At 71.0% G+C, this 16878-nt stretch carries 15 protein-coding genes; 11 read left to right on the top strand and 4 right to left on the bottom strand.

Annotated features, from left to right (window positions below; genetic code table 11):
• Positions 1–13 precede the first annotated feature (13 nt).
• The 10 genes from ACJX2R_RS24570 (at position 14) to ACJX2R_RS24525 (ending at position 8867) form a co-directional block, all read left to right on the top strand.
• Entirely contained in the window at positions 14–949 is a 936-nt protein-coding gene (locus ACJX2R_RS24570; protein ID WP_044573332.1) for a Rossmann-like and DUF2520 domain-containing protein, read from the top strand.
• Positions 946–1917 carry a pantoate--beta-alanine ligase gene (gene panC / locus ACJX2R_RS24565; RefSeq protein WP_413101891.1) on the top strand — a complete coding sequence of 324 codons (972 nt, stop codon included), beginning with the start codon at positions 946–948 and terminating at the stop codon, positions 1915–1917. Before ACJX2R_RS24570 ends, panC begins: the two co-directional genes overlap by 4 nt.
• The gene (locus ACJX2R_RS24560; protein WP_413101890.1) at positions 1914–3749 is read left to right on the top strand and encodes an L-aspartate oxidase; all 1836 of its coding nucleotides are present in this window, start codon (positions 1914–1916) and stop codon (positions 3747–3749) included. Before panC ends, ACJX2R_RS24560 begins: the two co-directional genes overlap by 4 nt.
• Positions 3746–4777, top strand: coding sequence for a carboxylating nicotinate-nucleotide diphosphorylase (nadC, locus tag ACJX2R_RS24555; RefSeq protein ID WP_413101889.1), 1032 nt, complete (start codon positions 3746–3748; stop codon positions 4775–4777). Before ACJX2R_RS24560 ends, nadC begins: the two co-directional genes overlap by 4 nt.
• A gap of 98 nt (positions 4778–4875) precedes the next feature.
• Positions 4876–5673, top strand: coding sequence for a type III pantothenate kinase (locus ACJX2R_RS24550; RefSeq protein WP_413101888.1), 798 nt, complete (start codon positions 4876–4878; stop codon positions 5671–5673).
• Between the two features lie 380 nt (positions 5674–6053).
• Entirely contained in the window at positions 6054–6968 is a 915-nt protein-coding gene (locus ACJX2R_RS24545; RefSeq protein ID WP_413101887.1) for a hypothetical protein, read from the top strand.
• Positions 6969–7071: 103 nt separating this feature from the next.
• Entirely contained in the window at positions 7072–7254 is a 183-nt protein-coding gene (locus tag ACJX2R_RS24540; protein ID WP_044573347.1) for a hypothetical protein, read from the top strand.
• A gap of 113 nt (positions 7255–7367) precedes the next feature.
• Positions 7368–7763: a BlaI/MecI/CopY family transcriptional regulator gene (locus ACJX2R_RS24535; protein ID WP_075200364.1), complete on the top strand. Its 396-nt coding sequence runs from the start codon at positions 7368–7370 to the stop codon at positions 7761–7763.
• A 22-nt stretch (positions 7764–7785) separates the two neighbouring features.
• Positions 7786–8307 (top strand): amino-acid N-acetyltransferase, encoded by a 522-nt coding sequence (locus tag ACJX2R_RS24530; RefSeq protein WP_262704782.1) that lies wholly within the window; start codon positions 7786–7788, stop codon positions 8305–8307.
• Positions 8308–8528: 221 nt separating this feature from the next.
• Positions 8529–8867 carry a histone-like nucleoid-structuring protein Lsr2 gene (locus tag ACJX2R_RS24525; protein WP_037960512.1) on the top strand — a complete coding sequence of 113 codons (339 nt, stop codon included), beginning with the start codon at positions 8529–8531 and terminating at the stop codon, positions 8865–8867.
• A 5-nt stretch (positions 8868–8872) separates the two neighbouring features.
• On the opposite strand, the gene ACJX2R_RS24520 is transcribed toward ACJX2R_RS24525, so the two are convergent.
• Entirely contained in the window at positions 8873–9466 is a 594-nt protein-coding gene (locus ACJX2R_RS24520; RefSeq protein ID WP_413101886.1) for an SCO3374 family protein, read from the bottom strand.
• 555 nt (positions 9467–10021) lie between these two features.
• Here ACJX2R_RS24520 and ACJX2R_RS24515 point away from each other — a divergent pair.
• Positions 10022–12547 (top strand): ATP-dependent Clp protease ATP-binding subunit, encoded by a 2526-nt coding sequence (locus ACJX2R_RS24515; protein ID WP_020870380.1) that lies wholly within the window; start codon positions 10022–10024, stop codon positions 12545–12547.
• 222 nt (positions 12548–12769) lie between these two features.
• Here the strand turns inward: ACJX2R_RS24515 and ACJX2R_RS24510 are convergent, their stop codons facing one another.
• The 3 genes from ACJX2R_RS24510 to ACJX2R_RS24500 form a co-directional block, all read right to left on the bottom strand.
• A complete protein-coding gene (locus tag ACJX2R_RS24510; RefSeq protein ID WP_413101885.1) occupies positions 12770–15184 on the bottom strand; it encodes an NACHT domain-containing protein in 2415 nt (804 codons plus the stop codon).
• Positions 15185–15671: 487 nt separating this feature from the next.
• Entirely contained in the window at positions 15672–15935 is a 264-nt protein-coding gene (locus ACJX2R_RS24505; RefSeq protein ID WP_413101884.1) for a hypothetical protein, read from the bottom strand.
• Between the two features lie 7 nt (positions 15936–15942).
• Entirely contained in the window at positions 15943–16869 is a 927-nt protein-coding gene (locus ACJX2R_RS24500; protein WP_413101883.1) for a hypothetical protein, read from the bottom strand.
• Between the last annotated feature and the right edge of the window lie 9 nt (positions 16870–16878).

Here is a 16878-nt window from a genome sequence, read left to right as displayed (position 1 = left end):
AGGCCGTTGCCGCGTGAACGCTCAACCACTGCCTGAGCCGCAGGACCGACCTGCCCGGCTCACCGTCGGGGTCGTCGGCGCGGGCCGCGTCGGCCCGGCCCTCGCCGCCTCGCTGAGACTCGCCGGGCACCGCCCGGTCGCCGCCTCCGGTGTCTCCGACGCCTCCGTGCGCCGGGCCGCCGCCCTGCTTCCCGAAGTCCCCGTCGTGCCGCCCTCCGAGGTGCTGGCGCGGGCCGAGCTGGTGCTGCTCACCGTCCCCGACGACGCGCTGCCCGAGCTGGTCGGCGGCCTCGCCGAAACCGGCGCGGTGCGCCCCGGCCAGCTGCTGGTGCACACCTCCGGCCGTTACGGCGTCAGCGTGCTGGAGCCCGCGCTGCGGGCCGGTGCGCTGCCGCTCGCGCTGCACCCCGTCATGACCTTCACCGGCACCTCGGTGGACGTCCAGCGGCTGGCCGGCTGCTCCTTCGGCGTCACCGCGCCCGAGGAACTGCGGCTGGCGGCCGAGGCGCTGGTCATCGAGATGGGCGGGGAGCCCGAGTGGATCGCGGAGGAGTCCCGTCCGCTCTACCACGCCGCCCTCGCCATCGGCGCCAACCACCTCACCACGCTGGTCGCCCAGTCCCTGGAGCTGCTGCGCGCGTCCGGGGTCGAGGCCCCCGACCGGATGCTCGGCCCCCTCCTCGGCGCCGCGCTGGACAACGCGCTGCGCAGCGGCGACGCCGCGCTCACCGGTCCGGTGGCGCGCGGCGACGCGGGCACGGTCGCCGCCCATGTCGCCGAGTTGCGGCGGCACGCCCCGCACGCCGTCGCCGGTTATCTGGCCATGGCCCGTACGACCGCCGACCGGGCGCTCGCGCACGGTCTGCTCAAGCCGGAGCTCGCCGAGGACCTGCTGGGCGTGCTCTCGGACGTGACCGACGCGCGGGGCCGGGGAGGTAGTGAGGCATGAGCCCGAGGCTGTGGACCAAGGCGCTTCCAGGGGAGCCGGATGTGGAGCTGTTCCGTCATCGCCCGGATCTGGACGCGGCGCTCGCCCACTTCGCCGTGCCGGGGCGCACGGCCGTCGTGATGACCATGGGCGCGCTGCACGACGGGCACGCCTCGCTCATCCGCGCCGCCCGTGCCCGGGTGGGCGCCAAGGGCATGGTGACCGTCACCGTCTTCGTCAATCCGCTCCAGTTCGGCGCGGGCGAGGATCTCGACCGCTATCCGCGCACCCTCGACGCCGACCTCAAGGTGGCGGCCGAGGCGGGCGCCGACATCGTCTTCGCCCCCACCGCCGAGGAGGTGTACCCGCACGGCGAACCGGGCGTCCGGATCACCGCCGGGACCCTGGGCGAGCGCTACGAGGGCGCCTCGCGCCCCGGCCACTTCGACGGGATGCTCACCGTCGTCGCCAAGCTGCTCCATCTCACCCGCCCCGATATCGCCTTCTTCGGCGAGAAGGACGCCCAGCAGCTGTCGCTGGTCCGCCGGATGGTCCAGGACCTGAACTTTCCCGTGGAGATCGTCGGCGTCCCCACCGTCCGGGAGGGCGACGGGCTCGCCCTCTCCAGCCGTAACCGCTATCTGACGGCCCAGGAGCGGGACACCGCGCTGACCCTGTCCCGGGCGCTGTTCGCCGGGCGCGACGCGGGGCTGCTGGCGGCCGGGGAGGGCCCGGCCGGGTCCGAGGAACACGAGCTCATACGGGTCGCGTCGCCCGCCGCGGTGCGGTCCGCGGCGCGGGCGGTGCTCGACGAGGCGGCCGGGCTCGAACCGCCGCTCGTCCTGGACTATCTGGCGCTGGTCGACCCCGCCGACTTCACCGAGGTCTCCGACGGACACACCGGTGAGGCCGTGCTGGCCGTCGCCGCCAAGGTCGGCGCCACCCGCCTGATAGACAACATCCGCCTGTGGATCGGAGCCGCCCGATGACCCGTCCCGCCGGGCGCCCGGCGGCCGAGGCCGCCGCCCCCGCCACCGCCCTGCGCGCCCCCGCCCCCGGCTGGGCCATCGAGGCCGATGTCGTGGTCATCGGCTCCGGGGTCGCCGGGCTGACCGCGGCGCTGCGCTGCGCCGCGGCCGGGGTCAAGGTCACCGTGGTCACCAAGGCCCGTCTGGACGACGGCTCCACGCGCTGGGCCCAGGGCGGCATAGCCGCCGCCCTCGCCGAGGGCGACACCCCCGAGCAGCACCTGGACGACACGCTGGTGGCCGGTGCCGGGCTCTGCGACGAGCAGGCCGTACGGGCGCTGGTCACCGAGGGCCCCGACGCGGTGCGCCGGCTCATCGCCACCGGAGCCCGCTTCGACGCCGACGACGACACGGGCGAGATCCTGCTGACCCGCGAGGGCGGCCACCACCGCCGCCGGATCGCCCACGCGGGCGGCGACGCGACCGGCGCGGAGATCTCCCGGGCCCTGGTCGAGGCGGTCCGCGCGGCCGGCATCGAGACCGTGGAGAACGCCCTGGTGCTCGATCTGCTCAAGGACGGCTCCGGCCGGGCGGCCGGGGTCACCCTGCACGTCATGGGCGAGGGCCAGCGGGACGGCGTGGGCGCGGTTCTGGCGGACGCGGTCGTGCTCGCCACGGGCGGCATGGGCCAGATCTTCTCCGCCACCACCAACCCCGCCGTCTCCACCGGCGACGGGGTCGCGCTCGCGCTGCGCGCGGGGGCCGAGGTCAGCGATCTGGAGTTCGTACAGTTCCATCCCACGGTGCTGTGGCTGGGCCCGGAGGCGGAGGGTCAGCAGCCGCTGGTCTCGGAGGCGGTGCGCGGCGAGGGCGCCCATCTCGTGGACGCCGACGGGGTGCGGTTCATGTGCGGGCAGCACGAGCTGGCCGAGCTGGCGCCCCGTGACATCGTCGCCAAGGGCATCATGCGGCGGATGCGGGAGCGCGGCGCGGAGCACATGTACCTGGACGCCCGCCACTTCGGGGCCGAGATGTGGGAGCGGCGCTTCCCGACCATCCTGGCTGCCTGCCGCACCCACGGTATCGACCCGGTGACCGAGCCCATCCCGGTCGCCCCGGCCGCGCACTACGCGAGCGGTGGGGTGCGCACCGATCTGCGCGGCCGCACCACCGTCTTCGGCCTCTACGCCTGCGGGGAGGTCGCCTGCACCGGCGTCCACGGCGCCAACCGCCTGGCCTCCAACTCCCTTCTGGAGGGCCTGGTCTTCGCGGAGCGCATCGCGGAGGACATCACCGCGGGGCCGCAGTTCGCCGGGGCGGAGTCCACCGGGGCGGAGTTCGCCGGGGCGGAGTTCGCCAGGGCCGGGGGACGCGAGCGGCCCGCGGGGCGGACCGGGCCATCGGCTCCCGCCGCTTCTCCCGCCGCTTCCGGTGACGCGCCCCTGCTCGCCTCCGAGGCCCGCTACGAGATCCAGCACATCATGACCCACGGCGCCGGGGTGCTCCGCTCGGCCGAGAGCCTGTCCCGCGCCGCCGACCGGCTGGAGCGCGTCCAGGACGACGCCGTGGCGCAGCTGCGGCGGGACGGTAAGACGGCCGAGCCCGGGGTCGAGACCTGGGAGGCCACCAACCTCCATCTCGTCGCCCGGGTCCTGGTGGCCGCCGCGCTCCGCCGCGAGGAGACCCGCGGCTGCCACTGGCGCGAGGACCGCCCCGAGCGGGACGACGCCGACTGGCGCCGCCACCTGCTGGTCACCCTCCGTCCGGACGGCGCCCTCGAGGTCCGTTCCACGGACTCCGAAGCGTTTCCCCCATCGACCACCCCCCGAGCCGAGACGGAGTCCCACCCGTGAGCAGCAGCACTTCCGAAGACCGTCAGCCACCCGTGTCCCTGCCGCTGCTCCAGATCGGCGGCCCCGGTGAGGGGGGCGGCTGCGGAGACGCCTGCGGCTGCGGCGGTGACGAGGGTGAACTCGACCCGATGGAGTGCGGGCTGGACCCCGACCTGGCCGAGCTGCTGATCCGCGCGGGACTCGACCCCATCCAGGTCGAGGACATCGCCCATATGGCCATCGAGGAGGATCTCGACCAGGGCGTGGACGTCACCACCGTGGCCACCGTCCCCGAGGACGCCTTCGCCACCGGCGACTTCACGGCCCGTGAGGCGGGCACCGCCGCGGGGCTGCGGATCGCCGAGGCGATCCTGTCCGTGGTCTGCACGGACGAGTTCGAGGTCGAGCGGCATGTGGAGGACGGCGACCGGGTGGAGCCCGGCCAGAAGCTGCTCAGCGTCCGCACCCGCACCCGCGACCTGCTCACCGGCGAGCGCAGCGCGCTCAACCTGCTGTGCCGGCTCTCCGGTATCGCGACCGCGACCCGTGCGTGGGCCGATGCCCTTGAGGGGACGAAGACCAGGGTCCGTGACACCCGTAAGACCACCCCGGGGCTGCGCGCCCTGGAGAAGTACGCGGTGCGCTGCGGCGGCGGGGTCAACCACCGGATGTCGCTCTCGGACGCCGCGCTGGTCAAGGACAACCACGTGATCGCGGCGGGCGGTGTCGCGGAGGCGTTCGGCGCCGTAAGGGCCGAGTTCCCGGACGTGCCGATCGAGGTGGAGGTCGACACCCTGGAGCAGATCCCGCCGGTCCTGGAGGCGGGCGCGGATCTCATCCTGCTGGACAACTTCACCCCGGAGCGGACCCGCGAGGCCGTCGAGCTGGTCGCCGGGCGCGCCGCGCTGGAGTCCTCGGGACGGCTGACGCTCGCAAGCGCCCGTACGTACGCGGAGACGGGCGTCGACTATCTGGCGGTCGGCGCGCTCACCCACTCCTCCCCGATCCTGGACATCGGCCTGGACCTGCGCGAGGCCGAGGAGAAGTAAGCGATGCTCCTGACCATCGACGTGGGCCCGCCCGTCGCCCCACCCACCACCCCAGGGCTCGCCCTCGGCCGTGAGCCCGACCGGAAGCGGTGCCGCCCATGCTGTTGACCATCGACGTCGGGAACACCCACACCGTGCTCGGCCTCTTCGACGGCGACGAGATCGTCGAGCACTGGCGGATCTCCACCGACGCCCGCCGCACCGCCGATGAACTCGCCGTCCTGCTCCAGGGCCTGATGGGCATGCACCCGCTGCTCGGCGAGGAGCTGGGCGACGGCATCGCGGGCATCTCCATCTGTTCCACCGTCCCCTCCGTCCTCCACGAGCTGCGCGAGGTGACCCGCCGCTACTACGGCGATGTGCCGTCCGTCCTGGTCGAGCCGGGCGTGAAGACCGGTGTGCCGATCCTGGTGGACAACCCCAAGGAGGTCGGCGCCGACCGGATCATCAACGCGCTGGCCGCCGTCGAGCTGTACGAGGGCCCGTGCGTGGTGGTCGACTTCGGCACCGCGACGACCTTCGACGCGGTCAGCGCGCGCGGGGAGTACGTGGGCGGGGTGATCGCGCCGGGCATCGAGATCTCGGTCGAGGCGCTGGGCGTACGCGGGGCGCAATTGCGCAAGATCGAGCTGGCCCGCCCGCGCAGCGTGATCGGGAAGAACACGGTGGAGGCCATGCAGTCCGGCATCCTCTACGGCTTCGCGGGCCAGGTGGACGGAATCGTCCGCCGTATGGCGCGCGAGCTCGCCCAGGAGCCGGAGGACGTCACCGTGATCGCCACCGGTGGGCTGGCGCCCATGGTGCTAGGAGAATCCTCAGTGATCGATGAGCATGAGCCCTGGTTGACCCTGATCGGCCTCAGACTGGTCTACGAGCGGAACGTCTCGCGCGGCTGAGCACCGGCGATCAGCTCTTCACCTGCTCTTCACCCGGGTGCTCGACCGCATTGACGGCATTCCGAAACGAATTCCCGCACCCGGGATTCGTCCTGCGCAACTGATCGCTCTTCGCCAATGGGGCAAGGGGCGGTCAAGGGAAAGACGGCACATCGAATTCCGTATTGACAAGCGGAACGGCCGTCGACCATGTACACCGGCACCCGGATGCGACGGTCCGCCCCCGGGTGCCGGGTCCGGACGGGACCGCCTCGGCGCGGTCCCGTCCGGAGCTTCCTCCATATGGCGGCTCGGCGTCCGTACGGCCCCTCGGCGTCCGCAACGCGCCGCACCGTCCGACGCTCAGCGAAATTTGTCCGCTTAGCACTTAAAGTCGCCCCATGCCCACGCCATATGGATCCCGCGGCGGAATGGCGTTCAGTGCGGATGAGCTGCGTGTGCTCCGACGCGCCCTCGCCATCGCCCTCCAACCCGACCCCGTCACCCCCTCTGCCGGCCCCCTCGGCCCGGACCGGGCGGAGGAGGTCCAGGACTGTCTCCGGCTCGCCGAGGCCGTGGACGAAGCGGTCCGCGAGGGCGGGCGGCTGCGAGCGTTCCTGCTCGACGAGCTCGCCCGCTACCGCGCCGCCCTGCCCGGCGCCGCCGTCGGCTATCTGGAGCAGCTCCAGGGCGCTCTCGCGGCCGGTTATGAGCCGCTGGCCGAGGATCTGGCCGCGCTCCGCGCGCTGTGCGGGTCGGCCGCCGGGGGCGGTGAGGCGACGCGCCGGCGCGCGCTGCTGGGCCACTGCGAGCGCCTTGCCGAGCGGGGCGTGCGCGCCCGGCTCGCGGCGCGCGCCGGTGCCGCGGGTGCCGTCGCAGAGCCCCGCACGCGCCCCGTGGCGCCGCGGCTGCGCGCCCTGCCCGGCGGGGCCTCGGCCGCGGTCTCGGCGGCGTCCGGGACGGCCGCCCAGGGGCCCGCCCAGGGGCCCGTCCGGCAAGGGACGGAGGCCGCGCGGGGGGCCGTCCGGAAGGGGCCCGAAGCCGCACAGGGGCCCGCCCGGCAAGGGCCCGGGGCCGCGCGGGAGGCCGTGCGCCAGTCCGACGAGCAGAAGCGTGAGCCCCGTAAGAAGCCCACGCCGCCGGAGCACGGCGACCGCGAGGAGCCGAAGCGGAGGGAGCCGGGCCGCCGGGCGCCGCGCCCGGGGCGTCCGGTGCCCACGCCGGCGGAGGTCTTCCCGCCCAAGCGCCGCCGCCCCTCGCCGCCCCCGGAACACGAGTCGAGGCTCGCGCCCGGCGCCGGGGTCCGCTCCGCCTGACCTGCCGCCCCCGGGGCGCCCCGCCCGGGACCGGTGCCCGGCTCCGGGAGGCCGTGGCGCGCCGCGTAATCTGGTGGTCTCGAGCAAAAGGAGGCCGAGAGTCATGGATTACGTCTCCGCGCTGGTCCCGCCCGTCGTGATGGCCGTGGCCTTCACCGCGCTCATCGTGACGATGGTGAAGAGCCAGGGCGGCGCCAACAAGTCCAAGGAGGACGCCGCGGTGGACGCCGCGCTGGCGGCCCGCGCCGAGGCCGAGCGCCCGGCGCCGGAGCGCGAGACCTCCTGATCGGACCGATCTACGCCGGACCACGCCCCGCGGACGCCTCGCGTCCCGGGGCGTGCGGCATTTCCCGTCCAACCCTCCCGACATTCGGGACATCTCCCACTATTATTCTCGGTGTGCCTAGGCCATTGGGAGATCTCGAAGACGCGGTCATGACGCGGGTGTGGAAGTGGAACCGCCCGGTCACGGTCCGGGAAGTCCTGGAAGACCTTCAGCGGGAACGCTCGATCGCCTACACGACGGTCATGACCGTAATGGACAACCTGCATCACAAGGGCTGGCTGCGCCGTGAGGTGGAAGGCCGGGCCTATCGATATGCCGCGGTCTCCACGCGCGCCGCCTACTCGGCCGCACTGATGAACGAAGCGTGGTCGACCAGTGACAACCCCGCGGCCGCACTCGTCGCGTTCTTCGGGATGATGTCCGAAGAGCAGCGCGACGCACTACGGGATGCCATGCGTGTCGCACAACTGGGGGAGCCGGGGGAGAGCCCCGGTGAGTCGGGGCGATGACCCGGGGCGATAGCGTCCGCACATGTCCTCCCCACTATCAAAAGTAGTCACCGTCCGCCGTGCCCGGACCAGCGATGTTCGGGCGGTGCGTCGCCTCATCGACTCGTACGTGGACGATCGCATCCTGCTCGACAAAGCCACCGTGACGCTTTACGAGGACATCCAGGAGTTCTGGGTCGCCGAGCGCGACGAGGACGCTGAGCTCATTGGCTGCGGAGCGCTGCACGTCATGTGGGAAGACCTCGCGGAGGTCCGCACTCTCGCCGTCGATCGGACTCTCAAGGGCACCGGTGTAGGGCATCTGGTGCTTGACAAGCTGCTCCAGACCGCGCGCTGGCTGGGCGTGCGGCGAATTTTCTGCCTCACCTTCGAAGTCGACTTCTTCACCAAGCACGGCTTCGTGGAGATCGGCGAGACGCCGGTCGACGGCGATGTCTACAGCGAGCTCCTGCGTTCCTATGACGAGGGTGTCGCCGAGTTCCTGGGTCTCGAACGGGTGAAGCCGAACACCCTTGGCAACAGCCGGATGCTTCTGCAACTGTGATCGCGGGCCCTATGTCCGAATCGCTCCCCTATCACATAGCTCCGGAACATGACCTTCCATGAGCCTTCCCGCTTGGTGGATCGGTCGAACCCTCGCGAGGGGTTTGTGTTTTTCCGGGAAAAGCGGTTTCCTATTCTCTCGTAGTGTAATTACCTGGGGGGTGAGTCATCAGCGGCTAAGGCCGCGCCCCCGAGCCCCCCGTTTTCCCTGAAAGGAACCCCATGGCACAGAAGGTTCAGGTCCTTCTTGTCGACGACCTCGACGGCGGCGAGGCGGACGAGACCGTGACGTTCGCTCTGGACGGCAAGAGCTACGAGATCGACCTCACCACCACCAACGCGGACAAGCTCCGTGACGCCCTGGAGCCGTACACCAAGGGCGGCCGGCGCACCGGTGGCCGGGCCTCCGGCGGCCGGGGCAAGGCGCGTGCGGCGGCGGGTGGTGCCGGTCAGGACACCGCGAAGATCCGCGCCTGGGCGAAGGAGAACGGCTACGAGGTCAACGACCGCGGCCGTGTTCCGGCGACCGTCCGCGAGGCGTACGAGAAGGCCAACGGCTGAGCGCGTCACCCTTCCCCGGCTCGCCGCTGCCTGGGCAGCGGCAGGGCGCGCACCAACCGGGCTCGGTGGCACTCCGTGGCCGCCGTGCTCACGAGCCGCACGAGATCGGGGGCGCCCCCATCGCCCCCGAAGCCTGTCCTCGGCAGCGTCGGCTCCACCTCGCCCTTCGCGTCGGGAGGTCGCAGCCATACAGCGGCCTCCTGCGGGCATCGCCCACCGGGCGCCCCGGCGGCCAGGGACGGTGGCCAGGAGCGGGCGGGGCATGGCGCGGTGATCCGGCCTCCGGCGCCGATCGCGCCCAGGTCCAGGGACACACCGCCCCACTCCAGCCAGTCGAGCAGCCCCGGAAGCTCGTCCGCGCTGCCGGCGGCCACCAGGAGCCGCATCCAGGCGCCCTCCACCGCGACCGGACCGGTCCGCGGTACGCGCCGCAGCATCGCGAAACCGGCCACGGCCGGCAGTTCGATGACGTCGAAGGCCACCCCCGTGAGCAATTCGACGGGATCGCTGCCGGCCGTCGGCCAGCCCAGCTCCCGCTCGTACCAGCGTGACCGGGCGGCCGGTGCGGACGGCTCCGCGCCGTGGGCCCTGAGGATCATGCCCAGCAGAACTCCCCGCCCGCCCGCTCGGTTACGCGGGCGGTGACGTTCGTACGTGATGATCTCCGTACGCGATGACGTTCCGCGTGACGTTCCGCGTGACGTTCCGCGTGACGTTCCGTATGACGTTCCGTATCGACCCGTGCGCACCCCGTACCCGTAAGGGGTCGTGCAGGGTCGGTGAACGGGCGCAAGGTTGTTCGCCCATAGCGGATGGAACCGGCCTCCACGGCATGGAGTATCCGTGCTTGCGGGTAAGACATCCCTAGTGGGGAGGGGCGGTCCGCGTGTCGGGAGGAAGCGGCGTTCGCCATCGGCGTACTGACGGTGGGCGTAGATGCCTGGCCTGCGGGAACATCGTCTCGCACCATCGGGTTGAAGCAGTTGTCGGCTGTTCGGGCAGGAGGCCAGTGCTGTTTGCCCCGCGCGAGCGGGGGTGATCCGGACGGTTGTCGGCAGTTGGAATGAGCTGTCCCGGGTTGCGGGACTAGCATGCGGAAGGACAGGGAGGGGATCGTCCCCGATCTTTCTGACCGCTCTGAGGAGCGATTAACGATGTTCGAGAGGTTCACCGACCGCGCGCGGCGGGTTGTCGTCCTGGCTCAGGAAGAAGCCCGGATGCTCAACCACAACTACATCGGCACCGAACACATCCTCCTGGGCCTGATCCACGAGGGTGAGGGTGTCGCCGCTAAGGCCCTGGAGAGCCTCGGGATTTCGCTCGAGGCGGTCCGCCAGCAGGTGGAGGAGATCATCGGGCAGGGCCAGCAGGCCCCGTCCGGGCACATCCCCTTCACCCCCCGTGCCAAGAAGGTCCTGGAGCTGTCGCTCCGCGAGGCCCTTCAGCTCGGCCACAACTACATCGGTACGGAGCACATCCTGCTCGGCCTGATCCGCGAGGGCGAGGGCGTCGCCGCCCAGGTCCTCGTGAAGCTGGGCGCCGATCTGAACCGGGTGCGGCAGCAGGTCATCCAGCTGCTCTCCGGCTACCAGGGCAAGGAGGCCGCCACCGCCGGCGGCCCGGCGGAGGGCACTCCCTCCACCTCGCTCGTCCTGGACCAGTTCGGCCGCAATCTCACCCAGGCCGCCCGCGAATCCAAGCTCGACCCGGTCATCGGGCGCGAGAAGGAGATCGAGCGGGTCATGCAGGTGCTCTCGCGCCGCACCAAGAACAACCCGGTCCTCATCGGCGAGCCCGGCGTCGGCAAGACGGCGGTCGTCGAGGGCCTTGCCCAGGCCATCGTCAAGGGCGAGGTGCCCGAGACCCTCAAGGACAAGCACCTCTACACCCTGGACCTGGGCGCCCTGGTCGCCGGCTCCCGCTACCGCGGTGACTTCGAGGAGCGCCTGAAGAAGGTGCTCAAGGAGATCCGCACCCGTGGCGACATCATCCTGTTCATCGACGAGCTCCACACCCTGGTGGGTGCGGGTGCCGCCGAGGGCGCGATCGATGCCGCGAGCATCCTGAAGCCGATGCTGGCGCGGGGCGAGCTCCAGACCATCGGCGCGACCACGCTCGACGAGTACCGCAAGTACCTGGAGAAGGACGCGGCCCTGGAGCGCCGTTTCCAGCCCATCCAGGTCGCCGAGCCGTCGCTGCCGCACACCATCGAGATCCTCAAGGGCCTGCGGGACCGCTACGAGGCGCACCACCGCGTCTCGATCACGGACTCGGCCCTGGTCGCGGCCGCCACCCTGGCCGACCGCTACATCTCGGACCGCTTCCTGCCGGACAAGGCGATCGACCTGATCGACGAGGCCGGTTCCCGGATGCGGATCCGCCGGATGACCGCACCGCCGGACCTGCGCGAATTCGACGAGAAGATCGCCGATGTGCGCCGGGAGAAGGAGTCCGCGATCGACTCGCAGGACTTCGAGATGGCCGCGGGCCTGCGCGACAAGGAGAAGCAGCTCCTGGCCGCCAAGGCGAAGCGGGAGAAGGAGTGGAAGGCCGGCGACATGGACGTCGTCGCCGAGGTCGACGAGGAGCTGATCGCCGAGGTCCTGGCCACGGCCACCGGCATCCCGGTCTTCAAGCTCACCGAGGAGGAGTCCTCCCGGCTGCTGCGCATGGAGGACGAGCTGCACAAGCGCGTCATCGGCCAGAAGGACGCCATCAAGGCGCTCTCCCAGGCCATCCGGCGCACGCGTGCGGGCCTGAAGGACCCCAAGCGCCCCGGTGGCTCGTTCATCTTCGCGGGCCCGTCCGGTGTCGGTAAGACCGAGCTCAGCAAGACCCTCGCCGAGTTCCTCTTCGGCGACGAGGACGCGATGATCTCGCTCGACATGTCGGAGTTCAGCGAGAAGCACACCGTCTCGCGGCTCTTCGGCTCCCCGCCCGGATACGTGGGCTACGAGGAGGGCGGGCAGCTCACCGAGAAGGTGCGCCGCAAGCCGTTCTCCGTGGTCCTCTTCGACGAGGTCGAGAAGGCCCACCCGGACATCTTCAACTCGCTGTTGCAGATCCTGGAGGACGGTCGGCTGACCGACTCCCAGGGCCGGGTCGTGGACTTCAAGAACACGGTGATCATCATGACCACCAACCTCGGCACCCGGGACATCTCCAAGGGCTTCAACCTGGGCTTCGCCGCCCAGGGCGATGTGAAGACCGGCTACGAGCGGATGAAGAACAAGGTCAACGAGGAGCTGAAGCAGCACTTCCGCCCCGAGTTCCTGAACCGTGTCGATGACACCGTGGTCTTCCACCAGCTCACCGAGGAAGACATCATCCAGATCGTCGACCTCATGATCACCAAGGTGGACGAGCGGCTCAAGGACCGCGACATGGGCATCGAGCTCAGTGGCGTCGCCAAGAAGCTGCTCGCCAAGCGGGGCTACGACCCCGTGCTGGGCGCCCGGCCGCTGCGCCGGACGATCCAGCGCGAGATCGAGGACGTGCTCTCGGAGAAGATCCTCTTCGGCGAGCTGCGTCCGGGCCACATCGTGGTGGTGGACACCGAGGGCGAGGGTGAGGAGAAGAAGTTCACCTTCCGCGGCGAGGAGAAGTCGGCGCTGCCGGACACCCCGCCGATCGAGTCCGCCGCCGGTGGCGCGGGCCCGAACCTCAGCAAGGAGGCGTGAGGCGGCACCTCGCGGAGCGCCTTGGGGCCGCCCCGGACCGTTTCCCGGTCCGGGGCGGCCCCCTTTTGTGCGGGGTGCTTTGCGCGGGTGCCGCTTTTGCGCGGGTGGTGCTTTGTGCAGGTGGTGTTTTGTGTGGGTGCCGCGCAGGCGCGTCCTGAGGCCCTGAGGGGCCCTGTGACGCCCTGGGAGGCCGGACCTGCCCGATCCCCCTCCCGGGGCCCCTCACGCGCCCGCCACGATGACCTGGACGCCCTCCGGGACCCCGGTCACCTCCGCGTTGCGGTGGCTCAGCCGCAGGATCTCCAGCCGCGGGAAGCCGGCCAGCCAGCTCAGGTCCAGATCCACGCCCAGGTCGTAGGCGAGCCACAGCTCGGTCAGCCGCTCGGCCACCAGGCCCTCGGTCAGCTGCTCCGGGGTGAACGCCCCGGCTATCTGGACGCAGGGGCGGCCGCCGAGCCGGCGCAGCGCCCGTAGTTCCTCCAGGTCCGACACCGGAAAGTCGAGTTCCCGCTCATCGAGATGGGCGATGATTTCCTCGGCGTAACGGTCGGTGTCATATCGCCGCCAAGCGGCCGCGAGCTGCGCCCGTACCGCCCAGGAGGCGCGGTCCCGCAGCCGGACCAGATAGTCGATCGCGCGGTCGTCGGCTATCGAGGTGGCGGTGACGGCCAGCCGATGGGCTTCCTCATCGGATACCGCGCTGGGATCGGGCAGCATTTCCAGCACGATAGGCCCGATCCAGCCCAGCGCACGGGCTCCTTCCAGCGAGGTCGGGCGTACCAGATCACGGGTATAGCGATGCACCCGGGAACGCACCTCGGGGTCCAGCTCCGTAGCGTGTTCCAGACATGCGGCCGCCAGGAGTTTGCGATGGCGAGCATGGACCGGGCGGGCGTCTTTACGGGCCGCCAGCAGCCCCTCCAGGAGGTAGGCGCATTCATCGGGACGGGCGAGGGAGACGGACATTCTGATCACCTCTTCCCAGTCGTCCAGGTGCGCGTGGTCGATCAGGAAGTCAAAATCGTGCCGTTCGACGACCGCTCTCGCGCTGAGATAGTCCTGGAACGTTCGGTGCACGAAATCGACCGAACCGGGTGTGGGCTCGCGCAATAGACCGGTCCGGTTGAGCAGATGGCGGTAGATCTCCTCCGGCCCGCCCTGCCGCGCCGCGTGCGGAATGGCCGGGATGTAGCGGCCGAGCGTCTCGAGGGCGGTGGCCCGGTCCATTTCGGACCGGCCGTTGACGAGCATCCAGTGCGCCAGCTTCTGTAGCAGCTGGATCTTCGGTTCCTGGGGGAGGTCGATTCCATCCGGCGGCAGCATGGCGCGCTCGCGGTCGCGCCGTTCCAGGAGCATGGAAAGGGCCGCGTCATAGAGGGCTTTCCGGCCGCGTGGCAGATAGCCGCGCCGGTCCCGGTGCAGTGCGCACAGCAGACCGCACATCAGTGGATTGGTGGCCAGCCGCCCGAGGTCCCGGGTAATCCTTACGGCGTCCAGCAGCGTTTCCTCGTAACCGCTGAGCCGGTCCAGATCGGCCTGGTCGGTGATGTCCTGGCGGGCGGCCGCATGCCAGCGCCGGATGAACGCGGTGACGCCCTCGCGGCTGAGCGGGGAGAGTTTCAGCTCGGTGAAGCGCTCCGCGGCGAGCCAGTTCTCCCGTACGGCCGAGGGGCGCGAGGTGACCAGCCAGACATTTCCCGGATAGCGGGTGGGGAGTTCGCGGAGCGCTTCGCGGAGCCGTTCGCGCTCCTCCTCCGGGGCCTCGTCCACGCCGTCCACGAGCAGCAGCCCGCGCCCGCGCGAGAGCACTCGTTCGGCCCAGCCCGGCGGCTGTGCGGCGGCGTGCGGATAGCGGACGGCGGACAGGAAGCCGTCCGGCTCCGGGAAGCCGTCGCGGCGGAACCGGCGCACGGGGAGCACGAACGGCACCCGCCCCCGCAGCCCCTCCAGCGGGGCCGGGAGGTCGCCGCGCGCCACGGACACCGCGAGCCGCTGCACCAGCGTGGTCTTGCCCGACCCCGCCACGCCCCACAGCAGCACCCGGGTGCGTCCGGCGAGGGCCTGCTCGGCGGGGGCGCTGGGGCCGCCGCCGTCGGTCTCGGTCTCCAGGCTGAGATAGGCGGCATCCAGCGGCCAGCTGTCGGGGGAGTGGGCCAGATCGATGCCGTAGATCGTCAGATGGTCGTGGGCGGCCACGATGTCCTGGGCGTAGCGCTCCTCGAACCCGGCGTCCTCGGCGGCCGCGACGAAGGGGGAGCGGATGGTGAGGAAGCGCAGGATGTGCGCGCAGACGGCCTCGCGCAGCGCGGCGTGCGTATGGGCGTCCGCCGGGTCCAGTTCCTCGTCGGCGTCGGGAGCGGCGACAGCGAGGTGGCGGGCGAAGGCCTCGGGGCCGAGGCGGACGGCCCGTAGGTCATCCAGGTCGACGGTGCCGAGGGAGTGGAGGGTGCGGGCGAGGGCGTCGGTGAGCTCGGGCCGCGCCCGATCGGCTATCCCTTCGCCGGTCTCCTTCGCGACGTCCTCGAGGAGCGCGGAGGCGATCCGGGGCAGGTCGCGTTCGGTGAGCGTGCGGTGGTCGCCCTGGAAGGCGACGAGGGAGGCGATGCGGACGGGCCGGTCCACTGGCCCGTCGGCCACGAAGAGTTCCTGGACCAGTGTGGCTATGGCTGCGGGTGTGGCTGTGGCTGCGGGATCCATGAGGCCCCGTCCCCCCGGTGACTGTTGTTCGCCGTTCAGAAGCCACCAGGGTAGGCACGGTCGGTGCCGGATGGGTGGGGGTTCGGCGTGGGTTCCGGGGGCGGCCGGTGGCACGGGGCGGGTGCGCGGTGGGGTGGTTGCGGTGCGTTGCCGGGCGCGGGGGCGCTGTCGCGTGGGGGTGCACGGGGTGCGGGTGCATGGGGGGTGCGCCTGCTGTGCGTGGTGGGTGCCGGGGGCGGGGCCTCCGGGGCGGCGCCCTGGACCGTATATTTACGGCGCCATTGGCCGGGGACTTGCGTGGGCCGGAGATTGGCGCCACAAATACACGTAAGCGTCCAGGGCACCACCCCTCCGACCCCACCCCCTCCCGCCGTCCTGCGGCTACCCGCCGGTGGCTCCGGCCCCTGGCTCGGCCCCGCCCGGTGACCTACCGGCCCGGCTCCTCCTCCTCGAAGAGCTCATCGGCGGTAGAGACCGTGAAGGCTCGGTCGAACCAGCGGTCCAGGGTCTCAAGGTCGGTGCAGTTGGTGATGCGGTCTCGGGTCTCGGGCGGGGTGGTGATCCCTCGCTTGTCCAGGACGCGCAGCACGCCCTGTACTCGCGAATGGACTTCGCCCTCCGCTTTGCCCTTGAGGAAGGTCTCCTCGATGAGGGTCCCCCGGCCGGGGAAGTAACTACCTACTACGGCCATGGTGTCGTCAGCCGTCCTCGGTGAAGAGCTCATCGGCGGTGGAGACGGTGAAGGCGCGGTCGAACCAGCGGTCCAGAGTGCCGAGGTCAGCGCAGTGGGTGATGCGGTCGCGCGTCGCGGCCAGGGTGGGAATGCCTCGCTTCTCCAGGACGCCCAGCACCCCCTGAGCTCGGCCCCGGGCTTCGCCCTCTGCCGCGCCCTCTGCCTTCCCCTCTGCTTTCCCCTCTGCCTTCCCCTTCAGGTAGGTCTCCTCAATCAGGGTGCCGCGGCCGGGGAAGTAGGTGCCCACACTCATCTCGTTCCTCCAGATGCTTTGCGCTGGGGTGCCCCCCAAGCCGATGTCCAGCAATTCCGTGTAGTAGCGGACGGAGTCCGGGTCGCCCGTTCCCATGGCCCGAGCCAGGGCCTTCAGTATGGCCGGGGCATCCTGGTCGCTGCCATGCGTCAAGGCCGAGAAGGTCGCCAGGGTCAGGTCCTGGGCGGCCTCGTCGGGGTCGAGGATCACCGGGACGTTTCCGGGGCCCAGGACTAGCGGGTGCACGGACAGCGCAGTCCAGTCGTCCACGCCAACCCGGAAGGGGCCGGTCGCCCACTCGGCGGTTGCCTTGTCCTGGCAGACTACGAGCAGCAGAGCCTGTTGCTTGTATTTCGCCGCCAGATACGACACGTAGTACGCCCAGTTGACTGCCTTGTCGGGGTCGCAGCGCCCTTGGGCCTCGATCGCCAGGAGGAAGTCGCCGCCGTCGAACGGCTTGACGCGCAGCACGCTGTCCACGCGACGTTCCAGGGGCCGTATCTCGGTGGCGTCCGGGGTGAGCACTTCAACCGCCGCTTTCTCGGGCGGCGACAGATCCAGGATGCGGAACACCGGGGCGAGTAACTCCGGTCGTTCTTGAAAGATGCGATGTGCGGCCTCGTGCCGCGAACTGACCATGTTCGTGAA

The sequence above is a fragment of the Streptomyces sp. Inha503 genome (assembly GCF_047215865.1).
Taxonomy (GTDB): Bacteria; Actinomycetota; Actinomycetes; order Streptomycetales; family Streptomycetaceae; genus Streptomyces; species Streptomyces lycopersici.
The sequence above is the reverse complement of the archived record's forward strand: the minus strand, read 5'-3'. Positions and strand labels throughout refer to the sequence as shown.

Coding starts and splice junctions, on each gene's coding strand:
- panC (WP_413101891.1), top strand. CDS start 946: ATGAGCCCGAGGCTGTGGACCAAGGCGCTTCCAGGGGAGCCGGATGTG.
- ACJX2R_RS24560 (WP_413101890.1), top strand. CDS start 1,914: ATGACCCGTCCCGCCGGGCGCCCGGCGGCCGAGGCCGCCGCCCCCGCC.
- ACJX2R_RS24550 (WP_413101888.1), top strand. CDS start 4,876: ATGCTGTTGACCATCGACGTCGGGAACACCCACACCGTGCTCGGCCTC.
- ACJX2R_RS24545 (WP_413101887.1), top strand. CDS start 6,054: ATGCCCACGCCATATGGATCCCGCGGCGGAATGGCGTTCAGTGCGGAT.
- ACJX2R_RS24540 (WP_044573347.1), top strand. CDS start 7,072: ATGGATTACGTCTCCGCGCTGGTCCCGCCCGTCGTGATGGCCGTGGCC.
- ACJX2R_RS24530 (WP_262704782.1), top strand. CDS start 7,786: ATGTCCTCCCCACTATCAAAAGTAGTCACCGTCCGCCGTGCCCGGACC.
- ACJX2R_RS24525 (WP_037960512.1), top strand. CDS start 8,529: ATGGCACAGAAGGTTCAGGTCCTTCTTGTCGACGACCTCGACGGCGGC.
- ACJX2R_RS24520 (WP_413101886.1), bottom strand. CDS start 9,466: ATGATCCTCAGGGCCCACGGCGCGGAGCCGTCCGCACCGGCCGCCCGG.
- ACJX2R_RS24515 (WP_020870380.1), top strand. CDS start 10,022: ATGTTCGAGAGGTTCACCGACCGCGCGCGGCGGGTTGTCGTCCTGGCT.
- ACJX2R_RS24505 (WP_413101884.1), bottom strand. CDS start 15,935: ATGGCCGTAGTAGGTAGTTACTTCCCCGGCCGGGGGACCCTCATCGAG.
- ACJX2R_RS24500 (WP_413101883.1), bottom strand. CDS start 16,869: ATGGTCAGTTCGCGGCACGAGGCCGCACATCGCATCTTTCAAGAACGA.